The sequence below is a fragment of the gamma proteobacterium symbiont of Axiagastus rosmarus genome (assembly GCF_059730925.1).
Window position 1 is genome coordinate 200,527 of record NZ_AP035925.1, and the last position, 23,945, is coordinate 224,471.

At 59.7% G+C, this 23,945-nt stretch carries 22 protein-coding genes; 16 read left to right on the forward strand and 6 right to left on the reverse strand.

Annotated features, from left to right (window positions below):
* Positions 1 to 44 precede the first annotated feature (44 nt).
* On the forward strand, positions 45 to 506 hold the full coding sequence (locus tag AC6I8F_RS00935) for an RNase A-like domain-containing protein (protein WP_058759358.1): 462 nt from the start codon (positions 45 to 47) through the stop codon (positions 504 to 506).
* Position 507: 1 nt separating this feature from the next.
* Positions 508 to 831: a contact-dependent growth inhibition system immunity protein gene (locus tag AC6I8F_RS00940; RefSeq protein ID WP_058759357.1), complete on the forward strand. Its 324-nt coding sequence runs from the start codon at positions 508 to 510 to the stop codon at positions 829 to 831.
* A gap of 140 nt (positions 832 to 971) precedes the next feature.
* Here AC6I8F_RS00940 and AC6I8F_RS00945 read toward each other — a convergent pair whose 3' ends face one another.
* Positions 972 to 1,886, reverse strand: coding sequence for a sugar ABC transporter substrate-binding protein (locus AC6I8F_RS00945; RefSeq protein WP_498028396.1), 915 nt, complete (start codon positions 1,884 to 1,886; stop codon positions 972 to 974).
* 435 nt (positions 1,887 to 2,321) lie between these two features.
* Between AC6I8F_RS00945 and AC6I8F_RS00950 the strand changes: the two genes are divergently transcribed.
* The 8 genes from AC6I8F_RS00950 to AC6I8F_RS00985 all read left to right on the forward strand — a co-directional run bounded on the left by AC6I8F_RS00950 (position 2,322) and on the right by AC6I8F_RS00985 (position 12,877).
* Positions 2,322 to 3,716 (forward strand): MFS transporter, encoded by a 1,395-nt coding sequence (locus AC6I8F_RS00950; RefSeq protein ID WP_058759356.1) that lies wholly within the window; start codon positions 2,322 to 2,324, stop codon positions 3,714 to 3,716.
* Positions 3,717 to 3,857: 141 nt separating this feature from the next.
* A complete protein-coding gene (locus tag AC6I8F_RS00955) occupies positions 3,858 to 5,021 on the forward strand; it encodes an HD-GYP domain-containing protein (protein ID WP_021507880.1) in 1,164 nt (387 codons plus the stop codon).
* Between the two features lie 108 nt (positions 5,022 to 5,129).
* Entirely contained in the window at positions 5,130 to 5,219 is a 90-nt protein-coding gene (gene kdpF, locus AC6I8F_RS00960) for a K(+)-transporting ATPase subunit F (RefSeq protein ID WP_021507879.1), read from the forward strand.
* A complete protein-coding gene (kdpA, locus tag AC6I8F_RS00965) occupies positions 5,219 to 6,898 on the forward strand; it encodes a potassium-transporting ATPase subunit KdpA (protein ID WP_104094188.1) in 1,680 nt (559 codons plus the stop codon). The genes kdpF and kdpA overlap by 1 nt, the downstream gene beginning before the upstream one ends.
* Before the next feature lie 7 nt (positions 6,899 to 6,905).
* On the forward strand, positions 6,906 to 8,954 hold the full coding sequence (gene kdpB, locus AC6I8F_RS00970; RefSeq protein ID WP_021507877.1) for a potassium-transporting ATPase subunit KdpB: 2,049 nt from the start codon (positions 6,906 to 6,908) through the stop codon (positions 8,952 to 8,954).
* A gap of 11 nt (positions 8,955 to 8,965) precedes the next feature.
* Positions 8,966 to 9,538, forward strand: a complete 573-nt coding sequence (kdpC, locus tag AC6I8F_RS00975) for a potassium-transporting ATPase subunit KdpC (protein WP_282954938.1) — start codon at positions 8,966 to 8,968, stop codon at positions 9,536 to 9,538.
* A gap of 108 nt (positions 9,539 to 9,646) precedes the next feature.
* Complete coding sequence (gene kdpD / locus AC6I8F_RS00980; protein WP_498028397.1) at positions 9,647 to 12,322, forward strand: two-component system sensor histidine kinase KdpD; 2,676 nt, start codon at positions 9,647 to 9,649, stop codon at positions 12,320 to 12,322.
* A 54-nt stretch (positions 12,323 to 12,376) separates the two neighbouring features.
* Positions 12,377 to 12,877 carry a TIGR00645 family protein gene (locus tag AC6I8F_RS00985; protein ID WP_021507874.1) on the forward strand — a complete coding sequence of 167 codons (501 nt, stop codon included), beginning with the start codon at positions 12,377 to 12,379 and terminating at the stop codon, positions 12,875 to 12,877.
* 162 nt (positions 12,878 to 13,039) lie between these two features.
* On the opposite strand, the gene AC6I8F_RS00990 is transcribed toward AC6I8F_RS00985, so the two are convergent.
* Positions 13,040 to 13,969 carry a LysR family transcriptional regulator gene (locus AC6I8F_RS00990; RefSeq protein WP_021507873.1) on the reverse strand — a complete coding sequence of 310 codons (930 nt, stop codon included), beginning with the start codon at positions 13,967 to 13,969 and terminating at the stop codon, positions 13,040 to 13,042.
* Between the two features lie 93 nt (positions 13,970 to 14,062).
* On the opposite strand from AC6I8F_RS00990, the gene AC6I8F_RS00995 reads away from it, so the two are divergent.
* From AC6I8F_RS00995 to AC6I8F_RS01010, 4 genes are all read left to right on the forward strand, one after another.
* Positions 14,063 to 15,271, forward strand: a complete 1,209-nt coding sequence (locus AC6I8F_RS00995) for an MFS transporter (protein WP_059012527.1) — start codon at positions 14,063 to 14,065, stop codon at positions 15,269 to 15,271.
* Positions 15,272 to 15,324: 53 nt separating this feature from the next.
* Positions 15,325 to 16,674, forward strand: a complete 1,350-nt coding sequence (locus AC6I8F_RS01000) for a cation:proton antiporter (protein WP_058770927.1) — start codon at positions 15,325 to 15,327, stop codon at positions 16,672 to 16,674.
* Between the two features lie 26 nt (positions 16,675 to 16,700).
* Entirely contained in the window at positions 16,701 to 17,048 is a 348-nt protein-coding gene (locus AC6I8F_RS01005; protein ID WP_021507870.1) for a hypothetical protein, read from the forward strand.
* Positions 17,049 to 17,209: 161 nt separating this feature from the next.
* Positions 17,210 to 18,106 carry an alpha/beta hydrolase gene (locus tag AC6I8F_RS01010; RefSeq protein WP_058759350.1) on the forward strand — a complete coding sequence of 299 codons (897 nt, stop codon included), beginning with the start codon at positions 17,210 to 17,212 and terminating at the stop codon, positions 18,104 to 18,106.
* Positions 18,107 to 18,387: 281 nt separating this feature from the next.
* Here the strand turns inward: AC6I8F_RS01010 and AC6I8F_RS01015 are convergent, their stop codons facing one another.
* Positions 18,388 to 19,305, reverse strand: a complete 918-nt coding sequence (locus tag AC6I8F_RS01015) for a bestrophin family protein (RefSeq protein WP_059012349.1) — start codon at positions 19,303 to 19,305, stop codon at positions 18,388 to 18,390.
* Positions 19,306 to 19,558: 253 nt separating this feature from the next.
* Here AC6I8F_RS01015 and AC6I8F_RS01020 point away from each other — a divergent pair, with 253 nt between their 5' ends.
* Entirely contained in the window at positions 19,559 to 20,200 is a 642-nt protein-coding gene (locus tag AC6I8F_RS01020; protein WP_021508093.1) for a hydrolase, read from the forward strand.
* Between the two features lies 1 nt (position 20,201).
* Here AC6I8F_RS01020 and AC6I8F_RS01025 read toward each other — a convergent pair whose 3' ends face one another.
* Positions 20,202 to 21,104, reverse strand: a complete 903-nt coding sequence (locus tag AC6I8F_RS01025) for a LysR substrate-binding domain-containing protein (RefSeq protein ID WP_058775167.1) — start codon at positions 21,102 to 21,104, stop codon at positions 20,202 to 20,204.
* Between the two features lie 95 nt (positions 21,105 to 21,199).
* Between AC6I8F_RS01025 and AC6I8F_RS01030 the strand changes: the two genes are divergently transcribed.
* A complete protein-coding gene (locus tag AC6I8F_RS01030) occupies positions 21,200 to 22,021 on the forward strand; it encodes an SDR family oxidoreductase (RefSeq protein ID WP_498028398.1) in 822 nt (273 codons plus the stop codon).
* A 95-nt stretch (positions 22,022 to 22,116) separates the two neighbouring features.
* On the opposite strand, the gene AC6I8F_RS01035 is transcribed toward AC6I8F_RS01030, so the two are convergent.
* A complete protein-coding gene (locus AC6I8F_RS01035) occupies positions 22,117 to 22,920 on the reverse strand; it encodes an acyltransferase (protein WP_498028399.1) in 804 nt (267 codons plus the stop codon).
* A gap of 70 nt (positions 22,921 to 22,990) precedes the next feature.
* Positions 22,991 to 23,923: a nucleoside recognition domain-containing protein gene (locus AC6I8F_RS01040; RefSeq protein ID WP_498028400.1), complete on the reverse strand. Its 933-nt coding sequence runs from the start codon at positions 23,921 to 23,923 to the stop codon at positions 22,991 to 22,993.
* Positions 23,924 to 23,945: the final 22 nt, after the last annotated feature.

Sequence of the window (23,945 nt, forward strand, 5' to 3'; positions counted from 1 at the left end):
TAGGGTGCGCATTGATGCGCACCAGGCAACCCAGGTCGCCATAAATGGCGCCCCTGTGGCGTTTACAGGCTACCCGTACGGTGCGCGTTGCTGCTGTACGCTCTGGTCGCATCAACCTGGCGGTTCATGAAGCGCTGGCGGGCAGCACTGGCGGACACACGCTTGAACGCCATATTGGTAAAACAGCTGAAGAGTTAGTTGCCAGGCTGGAACGCAGGCCCTCTCTTTACGCGACCAGTAGCTTCAGGACAGTGAATGAGGCGGAGCAGCTAATTAGTCGGGTAATCAGGGACAATAGCCACCAGATAGAAATGTGGGTAAAACATCTCCCTCCCGGAATGAATGCCAAAATGGAGCTGGAGAGAATTTTTGCCACTCAGACAGGTATCATGATTCGTCGTGGTTCCCCGGACGTTATTCGCTGCTATAGGGTTCGGCTGGTGCTTCGTTTTGAGCAGTGGCATGGAAAACTCTATTTTATTCTCACTGCGTTTCCTAAGGCCTGACATGAACCGTTCAAATTTCAATGAGCTAGGCTGTTTCATTACGATATATTTTGGTCAGGACTATGACCTTATCGATGATAGTGATGAAATCGAGCCAAAAATTGATGCGTTTTTACGCAACGAGCATCCCGCCAGTTGGCAGGGGCTAGCGGCGGATATTGATCTTTTTTTGAGTGAAAGTTCGGATCCAGAAACGACATTCGAAGCGTATTTTCAGGACGAGTTTGATCCTCATTTATGGGGCACCACTGCTGTCGATTTTCTGCATAGGGTACGCACAAACCTACGCAAAGCGCTGGCTGAACAATCCGATCAGCTCAGCTAAGACTGCTGGAAGTGGCCCACCATCTGCACTACGAACCAGGTCGCCATAAATAGCGACCCTACAGGTAGCCTGTAGGGTGCGCATTCATGCGCACCAGGCAACTCAGCTCGCCATAATCGCGCCCCGGCAGTGTCCGTCTGCTACTGGCTGCGCTCGACGTATTTTTGCATATTCTCTTTGGTCACCAGCTCGAACGGGATCCACACGTGTGAAGCCACTTTCTCGCCTTTAATCAGCTTCTGCGCCACGTCTACCGAGGTTTTGCCCTGACCGATGGCGTCCTGAAACACCGTCACCTGCATCTTGTCCTGCGCCAGAGCCTTCAGGCCGTCCGGCGTGGCGTCGATGCCGCCCACCAGAATCTTTTTATTGCTCTTTGCCAGCGCCATTGCCGCGCCAATCGCCATCTCATCGTTATTGGCCGCGACGATATCGATCGCTTCCCCGTTGCCAATCCAGTTGAGCATCAGGTCCATGCCTTCGTTGCGCGCATAATTTGCTGGCTGCTTCTGTACCACTTTCATGCCTGGGTATTTCGCCACCACCTGCTCGACATCTTTGGTGCGCTGCAGCGCGCCGGCATCGGTCAGGTTGCCGATCATGATCGCCACGTTACCTTTATAATTCGCCAGCTTAGCCAGCGCCTCCATTTGCAGCGTGCCGGATTCGCGTTCGTCCGAACCGACAAACACTACGCCGGGCGGCAGGGTTTTATCGCCTGGCGTGCGGTTGACGTACACCAGCGGAATTTTCGCCTGCTGCGCCAGTCTGGTCAGCTGTGGTGTGCTGGCAGAATCCACCGGATCGACGATGATGGCATCCACGCCGGCGCTGATAAAACTCTGCACCTGGTCGGTCTGGCGGCCGACGTCGCCGCGCGCATCTTCAAACTGGGCATCCAGTCCGCGCGCTTTGGCTTCTTTATCGATGGCATGACGAATAATGGTAAGGAAGTTCTGGTCAAAATAGGCCATCGACACGCCAATCTTCTCCGCCAGCGCGGAGGCTGAACTGGTCAGCAGGCCAAGTAACAGTATCGCCTTGAGGGGTTTCATCGCAGACTCCAGAGTAAGCTGTTTATTAGAATAAATTTTTCATTGGTGTTGAAAATGGCTCAATGAAATCATTTTCAGCCTACGAGCCGGCAGCAGAGCTGGCAATCTGCTGCGTGGTAATTTGCTGTGCAGCGCACAATTTGCCCGACGCGCATGGATGCTTTGCCTGCTCATAGTGATCGCGCAAACTCTTTTCTCAGCGCTGGCGCACATTCCGCCGCGAAAGCCAGCACGGATTAAAGATTTTGTGCGCTACCGCACCCGGCTTTGTGTCAGCGACCAAAACCCGCGCCGTTTCGCCGCGCGGATTCCTTCATTCGCACAATGACCAGAGCAACACTGGCTTCCTATAGTTGCTGAACAGGGAAATCTGCGCGGTATTCCTGACCATCATCGCTTCGGGGCAGGATGCTCCTCCATCAAGGAATTCAGCCTATGTTGCAACGCAAAAACCGCAGCCAGAACAGCCATGTGCGTATCTGGATCCTTTGCCTGATTCTGTTCCTGTCAGTGGTCGCTTATGCCGATCGCTCGATCCTGTCGATCTCCGGCTCGGCGATCAAGCAGGAGTTTGGCCTGTCGGCGATCCAGCTCGGCCTGATCCTTTCGGCCTTCAGCTGGGCGTATGTCATCGGCCAGATCCCCGGCGGATTGATTCTCGATCGCTTCGGCACCAAAAAGGTTTACGGCGTGACGCTGGCGCTGTGGTCGGTTTCGACCCTGCTGATGGGATTTGTCGGTGAGTTTTCCAGTGGCATGACCATGGCGCTGACGCTGATGTTTGCGCTGCGCTTCGCGCTGGGCCTGATTGAGGCGCCGAGCTTTCCTGCCAACGCCCGCGCAGTGATCATGTGGTTCCCGGGCGCAGAGCGCGGACGCGCATCGTCGCTGTTTGCCTCGGCACAATACTTTGCCGTGGCGATATTCTCACCGCTCTCCGGCTGGCTGGTGTCGCGTTATGGCTGGGAATGGCCATTCTTTGTGCTCGGCGGCATCGGCGTGCTGGCGGTGTTTGTCTGGGCGGGCTATATGCGCAGCCCACGTCAGCATCCGCACGTTTCCGCCAGCGAGTTGCATTACATTGAACAGGGTGGCGCGCTGGTGGATATCGACGCCACACACACGCTGCGCGCACGGCCGCCGGTCAGCAAAGCGATGTTCAAAACATTGCTCACCAACCGCATGCTGTGGTGCGCCTACCTCGGCCAGTATTGCACCATCGCGCTTAGCTACTTCTTCATTACCTGGTTCCCGATCTATCTGGTGCAGGCGCGCGGCATGAACATTCTGGATGCCGGTTTCGCCACCATTGCACCGGCGCTGTTTGGCTTTCTGGGCGGCATCAGCGGTGGCTACATCTCAGATAAGCTGCTGGCGCGCGGCTGGAGCCTGTCGTGGGCGCGCAAAACGCCGTACATCGTTGGCATGCTGATGGCCGCCTCGCTGATTCTGGCGGCGGTGATCCCTTCCAACGCCGGCATTATCGCCATCATGTCGTTTGCCTTCTTCGGCAAAGGCGTGGCGGCGGGCGCGGGCACCTGGACCGTGGTCAGCGATACGGCACCCAAAGAGGCGGTTGGCCTCGCCGGCGCGATCTTCAACGGCATCGGCAACATGGCGGGCTTTATCACGCCGCTGTTGTTTGGCGTGATCGTTGGCCTGACCGGCAGCTACAGCATTGGCCTGGTGTTCGTCGGTGCGCACTGTGTCGTCGCGGCACTGCTGTTCCTGCTGGTGATGGGCCCGATTGAACGCGTAGGCGATCGGCACAACGCTGCCGCTGCAACAGAAGAGAAAAGGGCGCAAAAGGCTGGCATTAAAGTGGCTTAATGCACTGCGCGGTAGCGGCGCAATTTATTGCGCTATGCATAAACGTTCCTGCCTGTCCCGACCAGTCACGCCGCCCTGAAGATTTTTTGCTCAGCTGCCGATATCACTCCTTACCATCCACTGATATTAAGGAGCGATATCGTGATAAAGCTGATTACCGTTGACGAGCTGCGGCCAGGCATGTTTATCCACAAGCTTGAGGTCTGGTGGATCAAGGACAAACGCATTCGCAACCAGATGCTGATCACCGATAAGCGTCAGATCGCCCTGATCCGTAACGAGGGGATCCAGCAGGTATGGATCGATCCCGAGCGGTCGGTGCGCGCGCCTGCCACGCCGCAGCCGAAAAAAGACATTCCGCAGACGCCGTTTTTCCGCGAGATGGATCAGGCGCAGTGCATCTTCAACCAGGGCAAGCCGCAGGTGCTGGCGATGTTCAACGAAGCGCGCATGGGGCAGGGCCTCGATCTTGCCTTTACCCTTGAGCTGGTCGATGAAATTGCCGGATCGATTACCCGCGAGCCAACCGCGCTGCTCAGCGTGGCGCGGCTGAAAAATCATGATGATTACACTTACCTGCACTCCATGGCGGTGTGCGGTCTGATGATTTCGCTGGGCAAGAAAATGGGGCTGGATGAGCAGCAGCTGCGACGTGTGGGCATGGGCGGATTGCTGCATGACGTCGGTAAAGCCGCGGTGCCGCTGACCATCCTCAACAAGCCGGATAAGCTCACCGACGAAGAGTTTACGATTATGCGCCAGCATCCAATCGTCGGTGCGCAAATGCTGATGGAAGCCCATGCGGATGAAGATTTGCTGGATATTGCGCTGCATCACCATGAAAAATTCGATGGCAGCGGCTATCCACATCGGCTGCAGGGCGAAGAGATCTCGCTGTACGCACGCATGGCGGCGGTGTGTGACGTCTACGACGCGGTGACCTCCGATCGCCCGTATCGCAAAGGCTGGACGCCGGCTGAGGCGATGCACAATATGCTGAGCTGGCGCGGCCACTTTGACAGTGCGCTGCTGCACGCGTTTGTGCGCACCATCGGTATTTATCCGGTGGGCTCGCTGGTACGGCTGGCCTCCGGGCGCGTGGCGCTGGTGGTGCAGGCCGGAGAAAAATCGCTGCTGAAGCCCAAAGTGCATGTGTTCTGGTCGCTGCATTCGCAGCGCGAGGTCAAACCGGAAGCGCTGGACCTCGGCGACAGCTTCTGCACCGATACCATCACCGGCGCTGAGGACAGCGGCTTGTGGCACAACGTTGACCTGAATCGCATCTGGGCGCTGGAAAGCGCCTGATCTGCCCGCGTTTTTATACTTTCTTTACGCCCGCTCTGCGCCTTTTTACCCCTTCTTTATGCCGCGCCGCGCATGCTTGCTGCACTACCAAATCCTCTGGAGGTTGCTGTGAGTGTGGGCGTGATAGCCGGCATCGTGCTGGTATTTTTATTACTGGGCTACCTGATTTATGCCCTGCTTAATGCGGAGGCATTCTGATGGCGGCGAATGCGTTTTTACTGATTGCGTGCTATCTGCTGGTGCTGATGGCGCTGGCGCAGCCGCTGGGCCGCTTGCTGGCGCTGATGGTGGCGGATAAACCCCTGCTGGCGCGCAGCGAACGCGTGCTGTGGCGTCTGGCCGGCGTTGACGGCGCGGCGATGCGCTGGCCGCACTATCTGCTGGCCATCCTGCTGTTTAACGCGCTCGGCTTTGTGCTGCTGCTGGCGATGCTGATGGGGCAGGGCGCGCTGCCGCTCAATCCTCAGCATCTGCCTGGCCTGAGCTGGGATCTGGCGCTCAATACGGCGATCAGCTTTGTCACCAACACCAACTGGCAGGCGTACGCAGGCGAGAGCACGCTGAGTTACTTCAGCCAGATGGCGGGCTTAACGGTGCAAAACTTCCTTTCGGCGGCAACCGGTATTGCGGTGGCGTTTGCGCTGATGCGCGGTTTTGCCAACCGTTCGCTGGAAACGCTCGGTAACGCCTGGCGCGACCTGACGCGTATCACCGTCTACGTGCTGCTGCCGATTAGCCTGCTGATGGCGCTGTTTTTTGTCAGCCAGGGCAGCATTCAGAACTTTGAACCCTATCATGCCTTCACCACGCTGGAAGGCGCGCAGCAAACGCTGCCGCTCGGGCCGGTAGCCTCGCAGGAAGCGATCAAAATGCTCGGCACCAACGGTGGCGGTTTCTTCAACGCCAACTCGGCGCATCCGTTCGAAAACCCTACGGCACTGACCAACTTTGTGCAGATGCTGAGCATCTTCCTGATCCCGGCCGCGCTGTGCTTTGCCTTTGGTCAGCAGCTGGGCGATCGCCGTCAGGGCCATATGCTGCTGTGGGCCATGAGCATCATGTTTGTGCTGGCGGTGGTCGCGGTGATGTGGGCTGAGCTGCGCGGCAATCCGCACTTTCTGACCCTGGGCGCCGATAGCGCGATCAACATGGAAGGCAAGGAGACACGCTTCGGCATTCTCAACTCCAGCCTGTTTGCGGTGATCACCACCGCGGCGTCATGCGGTGCGGTAAACGCCATGCATGACTCCTTCACTGCGCTGGGCGGCATGGTGCCGATGTGGCTGATGCAGCTGGGCGAAGTGGTGTTTGGCGGCGTCGGTGCCGGCTTGTACGGCATGCTGCTGTTCGTGCTGCTCGGGGTGTTTATCGCCGGTCTGATGATTGGCCGTACGCCGGAGTACATGGGCAAAAAGATCGACGTGTGGGAGATGAAAATGACCGCGCTGGCGATTCTGGTGACACCGACGCTGGTGCTGCTGGGTACTGCGCTGGCGATGATGACCGAAGCCGGACGCGCCGGTATGGCCAACCCTGGCATTCACGGCTTCAGCGAGGTGCTGTATGCGGTGTCGTCGGCGGCCAACAACAACGGCAGCGCCTTCGCCGGTCTCAGCGCCAACACCCCGTTCTGGAACCTGCTGCTGGGCTTCTGCATGCTGGTCGGCCGCTTCGGCATCATCATTCCGGTGCTGGCCATTGCCGGTTCGCTGGCGGCGAAGAAAATTCAGCCGGTGGGCAACGGCACGCTGCCGACTCACGGCCCGCTGTTTATCGCACTGCTGGTGGGCACCGTGCTGCTAGTGGGTGCGCTGACCTTCGTTCCCGCGCTGGCGCTTGGCCCGGTGGCGGAACATCTGCAACTTATTCAGGGATAACGGAATCATGAGTCGTCAACAACTGGCGCTGTTTGATGCGGCGCTGACGCGCACCGCGATGCTGGATGCGGTGAAAAAACTCGATCCGCGCGTACAGTTTCGCAACCCGGTGATGTTTCTGGTGTGGATCGGCAGCGTGCTCACCTCGCTGCTGGCCATCGGTATGGCGGCGGGGCAGCTGAACGGCAGCGCCGGCTTTACCGCGGCGGTCGCTATCTGGCTGTGGTTTACCGTGCTGTTCGCTAACTTCGCCGAAGCACTGGCGGAAGGGCGCAGCAAGGCGCAGGCCAACAGCCTGAAAGGGGTGAACAAGCACAGCGATGCGAAGAAACTGGCGGAACCGTTTCACGGTGCGCAGTGGCGGCCGGTGGCGGCCGATACGCTGCGCAAAGGCGATGTGGTGCTGGTGGAAGCCGGGGACATCATCCCGTGCGACGGTGAAGTGCTGGAGGGCGGCGCATCGGTCGATGAGAGCGCCATTACCGGCGAATCGGCACCGGTGATTCGTGAATCCGGCGGGGATTTTGCCTCGGTAACCGGCGGGACGCGCATTCTGTCGGACTGGCTGGTGATTCAGTGCAGCGTCAATCCGGGCGAAACTTTCCTCGACCGCATGATCGCCATGGTGGAAGGCGCTAAACGCCGCAAAACACCCAACGAAATTGCCCTGACCATTCTGCTGGTGTCGCTGACCATTGTGTTCCTGCTGGCGACCGCCACGCTGTGGCCGTTTTCCGCCTGGGGCGGCACGCCGGTCAGCGTGACGGTGCTGGTGGCGCTGCTGGTGTGCCTGATTCCCACCACCATCGGCGGACTGCTGTCGGCGATTGGTGTGGCAGGCATGAGCCGTATGCTGGGGGCCAATGTGATCGCCACCAGCGGGCGCGCCGTGGAGGCTGCCGGCGACGTCGATGTGCTGATGCTGGACAAAACCGGCACCATCACGCTCGGTAACCGCCAGGCGACGCAGTTCCTGCCTGCGCCGGGCGTCAGCGAGCAGCAGCTGGCCGACGCGGCGCAGCTGGCATCGCTGGCCGATGAGACGCCTGAAGGGCGCAGCATCGTGGTGCTGGCGAAGCAGAAATTTAACCTGCGCGAACGCGATCTCAGCAGCATGGGCGCCAGCTTTATCCCGTTTTCCGCGCAGACGCGCATGAGCGGCGTCAACGTACAGGATCGCCTGATCCGTAAAGGCGCGGTCGACGCGGTACGCCGTCATATCGAAGCCAGCCACGGCAGCTTCCCGGCTGAGGTTAATGCCCGGGTGGAAGAGGTGGCGCGCGCCGGCGGTACGCCGCTGGTGGTGGCCGAAGGCGCGCAGGTGCTGGGCGTGGTGGCGTTAAAGGACATCGTTAAAGGCGGCATCAAGGAACGTTTCGCCGAGCTGCGCAAGATGGGCATCAAAACGGTGATGATCACCGGTGATAACCCGTTAACCGCCGCGGCGATTGCGGCGGAAGCCGGTGTCGATGACTTCCTGTCGGAAGCGACACCGGAAGCCAAGCTGGCGCTGATTCGCCAGTATCAGGCGGAAGGGCGCCTGGTGGCGATGACCGGCGACGGCACCAACGATGCGCCCGCGCTGGCGCAGGCTGACGTGGCGGTGGCGATGAACTCCGGTACCCAGGCGGCGAAAGAGGCGGGCAACATGGTCGATCTTGACTCCAACCCGACCAAACTGCTGGAAGTGGTGCACATCGGCAAACAGATGCTGATGACGCGCGGTTCGCTTACCACCTTCAGTATCGCCAACGATGTGGCGAAATACTTCGCCATCATCCCGGCGGCGTTTGCCGTGACCTATCCGCAGCTCAATATGCTGAACGTGATGGCGCTGCATTCACCGGCCTCGGCGATTCTGTCGGCGGTGATCTTCAACGCGCTGGTGATTGTGTTTTTGATTCCGCTGGCGCTGAAAGGCGTGAGCTATCGGCCGATGAGCGCGGCGGCGCTGCTGCGCCGCAATCTGTGGATTTATGGCGTAGGCGGTTTAGTGGTGCCGTTTATTGGCATTAAAGCGATCGACCTGCTGCTGACGCTGTCGGGCCTGGTGTAAGGAGAAGAGAAATGAGTCAGTTACGTCCGGCTATAGTATTGTTAGTGCTGCTTACCCTGCTGACCGGCGCGGTCTATCCGCTGCTGACCACCGGCCTGGCGCAGTGGTGGTTTCCGTCGCAGGCCAACGGTTCGCTGATTGAGCGCGACGGCGCGGTGCGCGGCTCAGAGCAGATCGGTCAGGCGTTCAGCCAGCCGGGCCACTTCTGGGGCCGTCCATCGGCCACCAGCGACATGCCGTACAACGCGCAGGCATCAGGCGGCAGCAACCTTGCCGCCAGTAATCCGGCGCTGGATAAAGCGGTGGCGGAGCGGGTGGCTGCGCTGCGTGCTGCCAATCCGCAGGCGCCGGCAGCGGTGCCGGTGGAGCTGGTAACCGCTTCAGGCAGCGGCCTAGATCCGGATATCTCCCCTGAAGCCGCGCTGTGGCAGGCACCGCGCGTTGCGGCAGCGCGCAACATGACGCTGAAAGACGTCGAGGCGCTGATTGCGCGCAACACCGAGCGCCCGCTGCTGCCGTTTATCGGCGAAGAAACGGTGAACGTGCTGCGGCTGAATATGGCGCTGGATGATTTGCAGGGATAGTTTCAAATCGCGCGAAGAATCGCGCCGCTACAAAAATGTGCACATACCGTAGCGGCGCAATTTATTGCGCAATGCCACATTGGTGCACGCGATAAAAATGGACCTCGCATGAACGACGAATTACCGCGCCCCGATCCCGATGCCCTGCTGCTCAATCACAGCGACAGCCATCGCGGTAAACTGAAAATCTACTTCGGCGCCTGCGCGGGCGTAGGGAAAACCTACGCCATGCTGCAGGAGGCGCAGCGCCTGCGTGCGCAGGGGCTGGACGTGCTGGCTGGCGTGGTCGAAACTCACGGCCGTGAAGAGACCGCCGCGCTGCTGGAGGGACTGGCGGTGCTGGCGCGGCGCGCCACTGGTCGGTCGCGCCATGCGGAATTCGACCTCGACGCCGCGCTGGCGCGCCATCCGGCGGTGATCCTGATGGATGAACTGGCGCACACCAACGTACAGGGCTCGCGCCATCCCAAGCGCTGGCAGGACATTGAAGAACTGCTGGATGCCGGTATCGACGTGATTACCACCGTCAACGTGCAGCATCTGGAGAGCCTGAATGACGTGGTGGGCGGCGTCACCGGCATTCAGGTGCGCGAAACCGTACCCGATCCCTTTTTCGACAGCGCCGACGAAGTGGTGCTGGTGGATCTGCCGCCGGACGATCTGCGTCAGCGGCTGAAAGAGGGCAAAGTGTACGTCGGCGACCGCGCCGAGCGCGCCATCGAAAATTTCTTCCGCAAAGGCAACCTGTTCGCGCTGCGTGAACTGGCGCTGCGTCGCACGGCCGACCGGGTAGACGATCAGATGCGCGCCTGGCGCGATCAGCAGGGGCGCGACAAAGTGTGGCACACGCGCGACGCGATTCTGCTGTGCATCGGTGACGACACCGGCAGTGAAAAGCTGGTACGCACCGCCGCCCGTCTTGCTGCCCGTCTCGGCAGCGAGTGGCATGCGGTGTATGTGGAAACGCCGCGCCTCAACCGACTGCCGGAAGCGCAGAGGCGCGCGATTCTGCGCACGCTGCAGCTGGCGCAGGAGCTGGGCGCGGAGACCGCCACGCTGTCCGATCCGGACGAGGCGCGCGCGGTGCTGCGCTATGCGCGCGAGCACAATCTCGGCAAAATCGTCACCGGCCGCCAGCCGCAGCGGCGCTGGCGACGCGACAGCTTTGCCCAGCGTCTCGGCGAGCTGGGGCCGGAGCTTGACCTGCTGGTGGTGGCGCTGGATGAGCCGGTGCGCGATGTGCCAGCGGCCCTGAGCGGCCAGCGTGCCAGCGGCGAGAAATGGCGGCTGCACCTGCGCGGGTGTCTGATGGCGATCGCGCTGTGCGTGCTGGTGACGCTAATTGGCCGCTGGTGGCTGGTGGAGTTTGATACCGCCAACGCGGTGATGATCTATCTGCTGGCGGTGGTGCTGGTGGCGCTGCGCTTTGGCCGCTGGCCGTCGGTGTTCGCCACGGTAATCAATATTCTGGCCTTCGACCTGGTGTTTGTGGCCCCCACCGGCACGGTGGCGGTATCGGATCTGCAATATCTGGTGACCTTTGCGGTGATGCTGGCGGTCGGGGTGATTGTCGGCAATCTCACCGCCGGCGTGCGCTATCAGGCGCGGGTGGCGCGCTACCGTGAACAGCGCGCGCGCCATCTGTATGAGATGGCGAAATCGCTTGGCAGCGCGCTGACGCCGCAGGATATCGCTGCTACCAGCCAGCGCGTCATTGAGGTGACGCTGCAGGCGCGCAGCCAGCTGCTGCTGCCCGACGAACAGGGTGAGCTGCAGTCGGCGGGTGAAAGCACCATCGGGACGCCGCCCGACCTCGGCATCGCCAAATGGAGCTACAGCAAAGGGCAACCGGCCGGTGCCGGCACCGATACGTTACCGGCGGTGCCGTACCAGATTCTGCCGCTGAAAAGCGGGGCGCACTGCCGCGGCCTGCTGGTGGTTGAGCCGGACAACCTGCGCCAGCTGATGATTCCCGAACAGCAGCGGCTGGTGGAGACCTTTACGGTGCTGATTGCCAACGCGCTGGAACGCATGGCGCTGTCACACAGCGAAGCCGCGTCACGGCTGGCCGCCGAGCGTGAACAGCTGCGTAATGCGCTGCTGTCGGCGCTGTCGCACGACCTGCGCACGCCGCTGACGGTGCTGTTTGGCCAGGCCGAGATGCTGATGCTGGACCTCGCCAGCGAGCAGTCGAAATACGTCGGCCAGGCCAATCAGATCCGCGAACAGACGCTGAGCACCATCCGGCTGGTGAGTAACATGCTGGATATGGCGCGCATTCAGTCCGGCGGGCTGAATCTGCGCGAAGAGTGGGTGGCGCTGGATGAGGTGATTGGCGGCGCGCTAAGCAGCATGGGACCGTCGCTGAAAGGGCACGACTTCACGCTGGATTTGCCGCCGGAGCTGGTGCTGATCAAAGGCGACAGCGCGATGCTGGAGCGGGTGTTTACTAACCTGATCGAAAACAGCCTGAAGTATGCCGGCAATGCCGCGCAGCACGGCATTCGTGCCTGGCGCGATAAAACCTGGCTGGAGATCGCTGTCTGGGATAACGGACCGGGCATTGCGCCGGAGAATCTGACGCGCATTTTTGACAAGTTTGCCCGCGGCGACAAGGAGTCGGCCGTGCCGGGCGTCGGGCTGGGGCTGGCCATCAGCAAAACCATTATTGAGTCACATCGCGGACGCATCTGGGCGGAAAACCGGCCGCAGGGCGGGGCGGTGTTTCGCCTGTCGCTGCCGCTGCCGGCCGCGCCTGAAATTTCTGAAGAAGCACTGAAATAACTTCACATAAGTTCGGTTATACTCGATGGCTTGTCTGTTGATAAATGGGAACTTATGGAACGTTTTACCGAAAACCTGATGTATGCATCGCGCTGGCTGCTGGCACCGGTTTACATTGGACTTTCGCTGGGGCTGCTGGCGCTGACGGTTAAATTTTTTCAGGAAATTTTTCACCTGCTGCCCAACATTCTCAGCATCGCGGAAAACGATCTGATTCTGCTGCTGCTGTCGCTGGTGGACATGACGCTGGTTGGTGGCCTGCTGGTCATGGTGATGCTGTCCGGCTATGAGAACTTTGTCTCCAAGCTGGATATCGATGAAAGCAAAGAGAAGCTGAGCTGGCTCGGCAAGATGGATTCCGGCTCGCTGAAAAACAAAGTGGCGGCTTCGATTGTGGCGATCTCATCGATTCACCTGCTGCGTATTTTTATGGACGCGCGCAACGTCGCCAATGAAAAGCTGATGTGGTACGTGATCATCCACCTGACCTTCGTGCTGTCGGCCTTTGTGATGGGCTGGCTGGATAATATGTCGAAGGTTGAAAAGAAATCGTGACCTTCACGCACGAGCTGACCGATTGCACCAGGTGCGCATCAATGCGCACCCTGTAAAAACCCTGCAGTGCCCCGTAGGGTCGCCATTCATGGCGACCTGACCAGTCGTACCAGGTGCGCATGAATGCGCACCCTACAAAAACCCGAATGGCGACCTGGCCCCTTACCGCACCGGCTGCGTGCCGGTCAGCTGCGGCATCACGTCCCTGATCATCGCGAAAAAATGCTGCAGGCGGGCCGGATAATAACTGGCCCACGGGTAGGTCAGCCACACCGGTAGCGGCGGCGCCTGCCAGTCCGGCACCAGCTGCACCAGCGCGCCGCTGGCTAAATCCTCCTGCACCACCCATGACGACACAATCGCGGCGCCCATGCCCGCCAGCGCGGCTTTGCGCACCGCGTACAGGCTATCGCTGGCGAGGCGCGGGGCAATCGCCAGGTTGATCGGCTGGCCGTCGCTGAGACGCTGCAGCGCAATTTCATTACGATAAAAACTGGTCAGCGCCAGCCACGGCAGCTGCGTCAGCTGGGTAACCTCTTTCACCGGCGCATGAGCCGCCAGCAGCGCCGGTGCCGCGACGACAAAGCGCGGCACTTCCGCCAGCAGCACCGCCACCACCGACGGATCGGTGGGCGCGCCGACCTGAATGGCGCAGTCAACGTTTTCACTGACAAAGTCCGGCGTGCGGTCATTGAGCATCCACTCCACTGCCAGGCGCGGATAGCGCTGCAGATAATCCATCAGCGGTGCAATCAACTGATCCTGACCAAACGCATGCGGCGCACGCACGCGCAGCGTGCCGATCGGGTCGTCATTCGCGCCGGTTAACTCATCTTCCAGCGCGTGCCAGGTCGCCACCAGCTGCCGCGCCTGGGCATAGCAGCGTTCCCCGTCGTCGGTGAGTTTCAGCGCATGGGTGGTGCGTAAAATCAGTTTCAGGCCGAGCCGCTGTTCCAGCGCCTGCAGACGGCGACTCACGGTGGGCTGGGTGGTGCCGAGCTGCGCCGCGGCCGCCGATAGCGAGCCGCTTTCAACAATGCGGATAAACGTCTGCATCAGTTCGATGCGGTCAACGCTGGTGAGTGTGCTCATACGTCCCATGCATAACAGTTCTGTGTCATAGCAGTCTACCGCGTATGGCCGCAACGCGCTTTAATAAGCGCATCATCACGGGGGAAAACCATTATGTCTGCCATGTCTCAATCTTCTGCCATGCCTGCTGAAAAGTTGCCGGCGCCGCTGGTGTTTACGCTGGCGGCCGGTGCCGGTCTCAGCGTGGCATCGATTTACTACAGCCAGCCGATGCTGGATATCATCAGCAAGCAGTTCAATGTGGGCATCGGCAGCGTTGGTATGGTACCGATGCTGACCCAGGCCGGTTACGCGCTGGGGATTCTGCTGCTGGCCCCACTCGGTGACCGCCACGATCGCCGCACCATCATTCTGGTTAAAGGCTTGCTGCTGGTCGCCGCGCTGCTGCTGTGCGGCTTTTCCGGCGGCATCAATGCGTTGCTGATCGCCAGCTTTGTTACCGGATTAACCGCTACCGTGGCGCAGGACATAGTGCCGGCGTCGGCGGCGCTGGCACCGGAGCGCAGCCGTGGCAAAACCGTCGGCACGGTGATGACCGGGCTGCTGGTCGGCATTCTGCTGTCGCGCGTGGTGAGCGGCGTGGTGGCGGAGTATCTGGGCTGGCGCACCATGTACATGATGGCGGCGGCGGCGGTGCTGCTGAGCAGTCTGGCGCTGTGGCGCGCGCTGCCGCGCTTTACGCCGGGCACCACGGTGAGCTATCCGCGTCTGCTGCTGTCGCTGGCGCATCTGTGGCAGCATCACCAGACGCTGCGCCGCGCGGCGCTGGCGCAGGGCCTGCTGTCGGTAAGTTTTAGCGCCTTCTGGTCTACCCTGGCGCTGATGCTGAGCGATCGCTTCCATCTCGACAGCGCCGTGGCAGGGGCCTTCGGTCTGGCCGGTGCCGCCGGGGCGCTGGCCGCGCCGCTGGCGGGCAGTTTTGCCGACCGCATCGGCCCGGCGCGTGTCACCCAGTATGGCGCCACGCTGGTGATGGTGTCGTTTGCCCTGATGTTCCTGCTGCCGGTGCTGTCGGTGCCGGCCCAGCTTGGCCTGATTATCCTCAGCACCATCGGCTTTGACCTTGGCGTGCAGGCCACGCTGGTGGCGCATCAGACGCTGGTCTACAGCCTGGCGCCGGAAGCGCGCAGCCGCCTCAATGCGCTGATGTTCACCGTGGTGTTTATCGGTATGGCGACCGGCGCGGCGCTCGGCAGCCTGGCGCTGGCCCATTTCGGCTGGAATGGCGTGGTCAGCCTTGCGACGGCTGCCGCTGTGCTTGCGCTGCTGATTCGCCTCGCCAGCCGCCATCTGCAAAACTAATTCACGATCCTGTGCCAGGCTTAAAGGAGAATGTTATTTAAAAACGGAGCGTTATGAACTTCCTGGCCTGGACCGCCCTCACTGGCGGTCTGCTACTTTTGATGTCACTGGCTTCCGGCTGGATTCACCGGGGGCCGGTGACGTCGTTTGGTCTCTACCTGTTCGCGGGCATTCTGTGCGGCCCGTGGATGCTTAATCTGCTGCAAATCGACATTATCGGCCACGCCGAGCTCGCCGCCCATATCACCGAAATCACCATGGCCGCCTCGCTGTTTATCACCGGGCTCAAGCTGCGTCTGCCGATGAGCGCGCACGCGTGGCGCGTCGGGCTGCGGCTGGCATTCCCGGCGATGTTGCTGACCGTCGGCGGCATGGCCTGCCTGATTCACTGGATTACCGGCTTTGGCTGGCCGCTGTCGCTGGCGTTTGGTGCCATTGTTGCCCCGACCGACCCGGTGCTTGCCAGCCTGATCTCCGTTAACGATGCGCGCGATGACGATGCGCTGCGCGTGGCGCTCTCCAGCGAGGCCGGCATGAACGACGGTTCGGCGCTGCCGCTGCTGATGCTGGCGCTGCTGCTGATGCATCCGGGCGCCTTCAGTCTGGAGCTGCTGGGTGGCTGGGCAGCGCGCGATGTGGTGTGGGCGATTGGCGGCGGGCTGGCGATTGGTTACCTGCTCGGCCGGCTGATCGGCCAGCTGGCGACCCATCTGCGCAGCGCGCATCACGACGTGGCGCCCAATGATTTCCTCGCGCTGGCGCTGATCGCCCTGAGCTACGCGGCGGCGCAGTCGGTGGATGCGTCTGGCTTCCTCGCTACTTTTGCAGCAGGCGTCGGCTTACGTCGCGCCGAGCTGCGCGTGACTAAACGCTTTCCACTGGAAGATTTACCGGAAGAGAAGCGCTACCTGCCGGCAGAGGTGCTGGTCAATCCTAACCAGCGTCTGAAGCAGCAGGGCGGCAGCCCGGTAAAATCGGTCGGCCTGGTGGTCGGCGATGCGTTGTCGTTTGGTGATACTATCGAACGCCTGCTGGCGGCAGCGATGATGGTGGTGCTGGGCATCACGCTGGCGCATCACTGGAATCTCACCGGCATCGGCCTGGCGCTGCTGCTGTTTGTGGTGGTGCGGCCGCTGGCGGTATGGCTGACCACCTGGCGCTGCGAAATGCCGTTTATGCGGCGGATGCTGATTGGCTGGCTGGGGATTCGCGGCATCGGCAGTATCAATTATATTGCTTATGCCTGGGTGCACGGCCTGCAGGGCCCGCAGGCGGAACAGATGATGGACATGGCGCTGACGCTGGTAGTATGCAGCATTGTGCTGCACGGCATCACGGTGACGCCGCTACTGAACTGGCGTGCTGCCCGGCAAGCGGCACGCGCGCAGCAAGACGAAACGTGATTTTCTGGAAATAACGGGAGCTTATTATGAAAGCATTGCTTATCGCCCTGGTAGGGCTGTCGCTGTCTGCCAGCGCGCTGGCGGATGATACGGATGCCGACGCGCAGGAGAATATCTATGCCAGCCAGCTGTGCCACATTGTTAGCGGGGAGCAGAAAACCGGTGACATGCAGAGCTACACTGAGAAAATGAAGTCACAGCTGGCGGCCAGCCAGTCACCGTCGGCCATGAACAAGCCTTCCTTCAACGAGGAAACCGCGCAGGAAGTGGTCAACGGCTGGCTGGAGCTGGGCGAAGAAGAGCGGGCGAAGCTGCGCCACGATCAGCAGCAGTGTGAGCAGACGGTGATGACTCAATTCCAGCAGCAGGATTAATTTTCCCTTCTCTTCGTGAATACGCGCCTTTTCTGGCGCGTTTTTTTATGGCTTTTTTGTACGAAATGCGTACATTATCGCCAGATTGAAACAGGACCTGCATCACATAATGAGACGCCGCCTTCGGGCTGGCGCATTTTCCATACCGGCTACTGGGCAAGATGATTACACGGCGTCGTTTTCTGTTGGCTAGCGGAGCAACCGTACTCTCCATGACGGCGGGCAAACTGTTTGCCCGGGATGACATTATTCCGCTCTGGCCGGACGACCCACCGGGCGGCGGCGGTCCGTCTGGCTTACTGAAAGTCAGCGCTAACGGTTCGTGGACCAATATCGTCTCTCCCGCCATTCAGCGCTTTCGTCCGGAGAATCCCAACGGCGAAGCGGTGATCGTTGCGGCTGGTGGTGGCTACCGTTTTATCGGCATGGGGCGCGAAGCCTGGCCGGTCGCGCGCTGGCTTAATGCCAACGGGTATACCGCCTACGTGCTGAGCTATCGTCTGCCGGGTGAAAAGTGGCAGGCCGGCAGACTGGCGCCGCTGCAGGATGCGCAGCGCGCGATTCGCATGGTGCGCGCGATGGAAAACAAGGTGCACCTGCTGGGCTTTTCGGCCGGCGGCCATCTGCTCGGCATGGCGGCAGCGCGGCCTGACTTCGTCACCTATTCACCGCAGGATTCGCTGGATGACATCCGGCCAACCGCAGACAGCGTCGGGCTGATTTACCCGGTTATCACCCTTGAAGCGCCGTATCAGCACACCCGTACTCACCAGATGATCGTGGGCAATGACGCCACGCCGACCCAGGAAGCCAACTGGTCAGTGCAAAATTACGTCACCCGCGCCTACCCGCCAACCTTTCTGGCGCAGGCGGAGGACGATCATACCTCCAACCCTCATAACACCGAGCTGATGCGCGACGCCTGCCGCCGTATGCGCGTGCCGGTTGAGCTGATTGAACTGAGCAGCGGCGGCCACGGCTTTGGCCTCGGTAAAGCCGGCACCCCCGCCGCGCTGTGGGACCAGGCGTATGTCCGCTGGCTGGATAAGCTGGGATAAGGTGTGATGGGCTGCGGTCGCCATGAATGGCGACCCTACAGCAGCGTGACGCGCTGTTTTATAGGGTGCGCATTCATGCGCACCTGGATATTCGCCAGGTCACCGTTTTTTGGGTCGCCATGAATGGCGCCCCTGCAGCAGTATGATGCGCTATTTTGTAGGGGGCGCATTCATGCGCACCTGGATGCTCGCCAGGTCACCGTTTTTTGGTCGCCATGAATGGCGCCCTTGCAGCAGCATGATGCGCTGTTTTGTAGGGTGCGCATTCATGCGCACCTGGTTCACGTCAGATTAAAATACCGGTCCGGCTGGCTCGCTGCCGGCAGCGGGAAATCGTTGTTCATCGCTTTCAGATTGCGTTCGATATTCACGCACAGCGCGTCCAGCGGCAGATGATTGGGCGCGGTGCCGAACGGATCTTCCAGCTCCTCCGCCAGCGACTCCAGCGACAAAAAGGTATACGAAATAAACACCGACACCAGCGGCGTCATCAGGTGCAAATCCGCCACCAGCGCAAACGGCAGCAGGGTGCAGAACAGATACACCGTGCGGTGCAGAATCAGGCTGTAGGCGAAGGGAATCGGTGTGCTGGCCAGCCGGTCGCAGCCACCCAGATACGCCGACAAATGGTTAAGGTTGTCATCAATACTCTGCCAGACGATATCCGTCACTAATCCCTCATCACGCCGCTGCGCCAGCCATTCGCCCATGCATAACATGATTTGCGAGGTCGGCATCGGATGGCCGAGCACCGCGGCGTGCCATGCGGGCGGCAACAGCCGCTGCAGATCGGCTTGCGCATCGGTTTTACGCAGCCGGTGTTTCAGGCTCCAGCTAAATGCCAGTTGCAGCCCAATAAACTCCTGCACCTGTTCCACACGCAGTCCGCGCAGCGTTTTCACCTGGCGCAGCAGCGAGCGCTGAGTGATGTGCATATTGCCCCACAGCGTGCGCGCCTCAATAAAGCGCGCGTAGCTGGCGTTATTGCGAAAGCCAAGAAAGATGGCGATCGACACGCCAATCAGGCTGAACGGTGCGGTGGTCAGGTGAATGCCGAGCGTGGAATACCAGGGATAACCCAGAATGGCGATCACTGACATCAGCAGGTTAAGCGACAGGCGGAACGCAATGCGAGACAGCACTGAGCCGTGCCAGTCAAACAACCGGAGAAACCAGTGTTGATGAGGACGTACGATCATTTTGCGATGGTGTTTTTTATGATTTTGTCGCCACAGATTACGCCCGTCGCAGGCGCAGAATCAACGCCGGTGAGCCGCTGTTTTACCAGCAAAAATGCTGCGTTTGAGTGAATTAATCCATTTAAATCAATCTTCTAAAAACGCTTTGAACAAGTTGTAAAATTCTTTGCGTTATCTCTTTGTCCGCGCTTTCTCTAAAGTTTATTCCAGCAGCACAACACACAAATTTAAAACCACTTTAGAGGAAACTATCATGTCTAAACTCGACCTGCTTGACCCACAGAACTCAACCCTGATCTTCATCGACCACCAGCCACAGATGGCGTTTGGTGTCGCCAATATTGACCGCCAGCAGCTCAAAAATAACACCGTCGCCCTGGCGAAAGCGGGGAAAATTTTCGACGTGCCGGTGATTTACACCTCGGTAGAAACGGAAAGCTTCAGCGGCTACATCTGGCCAGAACTGCTGGCGGTGCACCCGGAATCGAAGCCGATTGAGCGTACCTCCATGAACTCCTGGGAAGACGCGAAATTTGTCGAGGCGGTAGAGAAAACCGGCCGCAAAAAACTGATCATCTCGGCGCTGTGGACCGAAGTGTGCCTGACTTTCCCGGCTCTGATGGCGCTGAAAGCCGGTTACGAAGTGTATGTGGTGACCGATACCTCCGGCGGCACCAGTGTTGATGCGCACGAACGTTCCGTGCAGCGCATGGTGCAGGCGGGTGCGGTGCCGGTGACCTGGCAGCAGGTGCTGCTGGAGTACCAGCGCGACTGGTCACGCAAAGAGACCTACGATGCAGTGATGGATCTGGTGCGTGAGCACAGCGGTGCCTACGGCATGGGCGTCGACTACGCCTACACCATGGTGCACAAAGCGCCGCAGCGTCAGGGCTGATTCAGCGGTAGTGCGGCAGGCGGGTTTTCAATGCGTCGATAAACAGCCGCAGCGCCATCGACTGATGCCGGTTCGGCGGGAACCACAGCGCGATTCCCGCCGACTGAATGCGCCAGTCGGCCAGCAGCTCCACTAATTTCCCCTGCTGCAGTGCCTCGCTAACGTACAGTGAGGGCACGAACGCAATCCCTGAACCGTTGATGGCCGCGCGCGCCATCAGCGCGTTATTGTCTAACGTCAGCGTACCCGGCACGTCAATCTCCAGACTTTCTTCCGCACTCTGATACTCCCAGCGATAGCGTTTGCCCCCGGGCAGGCGATGACGAATACACTGCTGCTGCAGTAAATCCTGCGGCTGACGCACCGGCGCGTGCGCCGCCAGATAGTCGGGCGAGGCTACGGTAACGAAGGTCAGCGGGCCGCCGAGCGCAATAGCCACCATATCCTGCGGCACATCTTCAATCAGACGGATGCCGGCATCAAACCCGGCGGCGGTGATATCTACCAGCGCGCCCTGAGCGGCGAAATCAAGCTGAATACCGGGATAGCGCGCGCTGAACTCGGGCACTACCTGATCCAGCAGCAGGCCAATCACCACATCGCTGGCGCTGATGCGCAGCGTACCGTACTGCTGCTGGCGGCTCAGGCTGACCTCGTGCAGCACCTCATCCATCTGATTGAGCAGCGGCGCGAGGCGCTGTAATAGCTGCTCACCGGCGTCGGTCAGCGACACGCTGCGTGTGGTGCGCTGAAACAGCTGCACGCCGAGGTTGTGCTCCAGCGTTTTCACCAGGTGGCTGAGCGAAGATCGCTTCAGGCCAAGCAGCTCGGCAGCGCGCCGGAAGCTGCGCTGCTCGCCCAGCGTTTTGATCGCCTGCAGTTCGTGCCATGAAGGGCGTTTCATTGGTGGTATTTCCTCACCAGGTCATGTGCGATTGGGGAGATTATGACCACCAGTAAAGCGATCTATCATCAGGTTTTCAACATGAGGAGCGCAAAATGAAAACCTGGTTAATTACCGGTGCCAGCAGCGGACTGGGCCGACTGATGAGTGAACGTTTACTTGAGCGCGGCGATCGCGTGGTGGCAACGGTGCGCCGCGAGCAGGCGCTGGAAGATTTGCAGCAGCAATATGGCGATCGGCTGCTGGTGATGCGGCTGGATCTGGCCGAAACGGCCAGTATCGCACCGGCCATCGCCACCGCCTTTGCCCGCGTCGGGCGTATTGATGTGGTGGTAAGCAACGCCGCTTACGGTCTGTTTGGCGCGGCGGAAGAGCTCAGCGACGCGCAGATTGCACGCCAGATCGCCACCAATCTCACCGGATCGATCCAGCTGATTCGCGCCGTCATCCCGCATTTGCGCCAGCAGGGCGGTGGCCGCATTGCGCAGATTTCGTCCGAGGGCGGCCAGGTGGCGTATCCCAATTTCAGCCTGTATCACGCCAGCAAATGGGGCATTGAAGGTTTTGTCGAAGCGGTGCGTCAGGAAGTGGCCAGCTTTGGTATTGAGCTACTGCTGGTGGAGCCGGGCCCGACCGTCACCAACTTCGCCAGCGGGCTGGATATCGCCGCGCCGCTCGACGCCTATCGTGACAACGCATCCGGTCAGTTCCGTCGGGCGATTGAAGCGGGTGACTTTGCTATATTGGGTGATGCCGGAAAATGCGTGGCGGCCACGCTGGCGACGCTGGATCAGGAAACGATGCCGCTGCGGCTGGCGCTCGGCAGCACGGCCTATCAGCACATCGAAGCCGCGCTGGAAGCCCGGCTGGCAGAGTTGCGCGCGCAGAAAGCGCTGGCGTTTGGCGCGGATGCGTAACTTTGCCGTGTCACCTGGTTGCGCAGACCGTTATTAATGGCGGTCTGCGGCTGGTTAATACGGACTGGCTGACATCGTTAGCCCTAATATTTACCTTAACCATAAAAACGGTTTTTATTTTCGTTTTTAACGATCTGCTTCAACAGATATTGGCATTTATCAACAACATTACGGGCATCTTTAAACCCCTGTTCAATCACGGCAATATTTAATACATGGTCGTCATGGTTAAACTGCATTGGTTCGGTATCGCACATGTTAAAGGCACGCGTTGTCGCTTCTGTCCAGTGATGAACGCTTTCTCCGGACCAGGCAATATTCTCTTTAAGCATTCTCACTGGGTTCCCGCCCCAGCAGCTATTGGAGTGTATCGTTTTCCCCGCCACCAGACTCATGGCACCAATTACGCTGCCGGAGTGGATCGATGAACCTTTTAAAATCATCGCGTTTTGTCCGATCCACACGTGATCGCCGATATAAATGCTACGGGAATGATTGATGCGCTGATTATCCGCAATGTTATATATCAGATGAGGATCGGCGGTTCGCATCCAGATACCAAAGGAGAGACAACAATGATTGCCAATGATGATATTTTTTTCTTCTGAGAGAATTAGCGTTAACTTTTCATTGAAGTAATTATGTCTGCCAATGAAGCAGACCGAATTTGAGAATGCAATTATTTTAACGATGTAGGGTATCGCACTTTGGCTCAAATAAATGATTGAATTATCCGCCCGAAAATCCACTACGGAATCCTGCAGGACTACGCCCTCCTCACATATCAGAATATTGTTCTTACCATGAAAATTAATCTGGCTATTGATGAGTGTCGGTTCTTTACCGAGAAATTTGTTACCTTCAATAAGCCTGAGCTGCTCTGGATGTAATATTGTCATTTTTCGCTACGTGAGTCGGGATGGCCGTTTTCAAAGCGGCCTGAATCACGTCGATATTAAGCGTTGGGCATCAGAACAGCAGGCTGTGCGCCGTGGCGCGCAGCGCAATGCCCAGCAAAATGCCGGGCACGGCGAAGCGGAACAGGCGCGGAAAACGGCTGGAGAGACCGAGGAAAATGCCGATGCCGGGCAGGTCGAAGGTCTGAATCAGCAGGCCTGCCGAGGCGTTGATGTTGTGCGCACTGTAATGCCCCTGTTCAACCAGTCCGGCAACCACACCGTAATAGGCGGTGCCGCCGGCCAGGCATTTGGTCAGCGCAGGCAGCACATACACCTCGGCGATATGCAGTTTCTGCAACAGCGGTGCCAGCAGCTGCGTCAGCAGCTCAATGGCGCCGGCACTCTTCAGGATGCCCACCACCGACAAGGAAAGGATCAGCATCGGCAGCGAACCGAGCGCGAGGCGAATGGCGTCGGCACCCGAGGTGTTGATGATGGCGATCAGCCCCTGCTTCGCGTCGCTGTTCTCCACGCCCTGATCTTCATCACGCAGCGCGACGTCGGAAAGTTTGCGGGCAAAAAAGTGATAGGTTGAGGCGGCCGCCAGCACGCCGCCGCTGATAGAGAACAGCAGCGCGGCACTCCAGTTGAGCCCGTCCGGAATCAGCGGATAAAAGGCATTGGCCTGGCCCATCGCAAACAGCATCGCCAGCGTGGCCGCCATGTGGCGGTCTGAGGTGCCGCGCTTCTCCATGATCGCCAGCGCGGCGAGCGGTGCGGCAAAACTGACAAAATTCAACTGGATGAGTGCGAACAGCGCCAGGCCGGTAATCCCCAGCGGCTTCAGTAACGGCGTGGCGTGGCGCACGACAAAATCCAGCACGCCTTTCACTTCGAGGTATTTCATGATGAATAGCATCACCACCATGATGGGAATCAGAGTGTAAAGCGCGACGTCGACCGCAGCTTTGCCCGACTCCATAATTATGCTGATGATATTCACGCGCTGACGTCATCCCGTTACC

What these genes read in the sequence shown, in the direction of transcription:
- AC6I8F_RS00935 (WP_058759358.1), top strand. Translation starts at nt 45, where the DNA reads ATGGCGCCCCTGTGGCGTTTACAGGCTACCCGTACGGTGCGCGTTGCT.
- AC6I8F_RS00940 (WP_058759357.1), top strand. Translation starts at nt 508, where the DNA reads ATGAACCGTTCAAATTTCAATGAGCTAGGCTGTTTCATTACGATATAT.
- AC6I8F_RS00945 (WP_498028396.1), bottom strand. Translation starts at nt 1,886, where the DNA reads ATGAAACCCCTCAAGGCGATACTGTTACTTGGCCTGCTGACCAGTTCA.
- AC6I8F_RS00950 (WP_058759356.1), top strand. Translation starts at nt 2,322, where the DNA reads ATGTTGCAACGCAAAAACCGCAGCCAGAACAGCCATGTGCGTATCTGG.
- kdpA (WP_104094188.1), top strand. Translation starts at nt 5,219, where the DNA reads ATGGCGGCGAATGCGTTTTTACTGATTGCGTGCTATCTGCTGGTGCTG.
- kdpB (WP_021507877.1), top strand. Translation starts at nt 6,906, where the DNA reads ATGAGTCGTCAACAACTGGCGCTGTTTGATGCGGCGCTGACGCGCACC.
- kdpC (WP_282954938.1), top strand. Translation starts at nt 8,966, where the DNA reads ATGAGTCAGTTACGTCCGGCTATAGTATTGTTAGTGCTGCTTACCCTG.
- kdpD (WP_498028397.1), top strand. Translation starts at nt 9,647, where the DNA reads ATGAACGACGAATTACCGCGCCCCGATCCCGATGCCCTGCTGCTCAAT.
- AC6I8F_RS00985 (WP_021507874.1), top strand. Translation starts at nt 12,377, where the DNA reads ATGGAACGTTTTACCGAAAACCTGATGTATGCATCGCGCTGGCTGCTG.
- AC6I8F_RS00990 (WP_021507873.1), bottom strand. Translation starts at nt 13,969, where the DNA reads ATGAGCACACTCACCAGCGTTGACCGCATCGAACTGATGCAGACGTTT.
- AC6I8F_RS00995 (WP_059012527.1), top strand. Translation starts at nt 14,063, where the DNA reads ATGTCTGCCATGTCTCAATCTTCTGCCATGCCTGCTGAAAAGTTGCCG.
- AC6I8F_RS01000 (WP_058770927.1), top strand. Translation starts at nt 15,325, where the DNA reads ATGAACTTCCTGGCCTGGACCGCCCTCACTGGCGGTCTGCTACTTTTG.
- AC6I8F_RS01005 (WP_021507870.1), top strand. Translation starts at nt 16,701, where the DNA reads ATGAAAGCATTGCTTATCGCCCTGGTAGGGCTGTCGCTGTCTGCCAGC.
- AC6I8F_RS01010 (WP_058759350.1), top strand. Translation starts at nt 17,210, where the DNA reads ATGATTACACGGCGTCGTTTTCTGTTGGCTAGCGGAGCAACCGTACTC.
- AC6I8F_RS01015 (WP_059012349.1), bottom strand. Translation starts at nt 19,305, where the DNA reads ATGATCGTACGTCCTCATCAACACTGGTTTCTCCGGTTGTTTGACTGG.
- AC6I8F_RS01020 (WP_021508093.1), top strand. Translation starts at nt 19,559, where the DNA reads ATGTCTAAACTCGACCTGCTTGACCCACAGAACTCAACCCTGATCTTC.
- AC6I8F_RS01025 (WP_058775167.1), bottom strand. Translation starts at nt 21,104, where the DNA reads ATGAAACGCCCTTCATGGCACGAACTGCAGGCGATCAAAACGCTGGGC.
- AC6I8F_RS01030 (WP_498028398.1), top strand. Translation starts at nt 21,200, where the DNA reads ATGAAAACCTGGTTAATTACCGGTGCCAGCAGCGGACTGGGCCGACTG.
- AC6I8F_RS01035 (WP_498028399.1), bottom strand. Translation starts at nt 22,920, where the DNA reads ATGACAATATTACATCCAGAGCAGCTCAGGCTTATTGAAGGTAACAAA.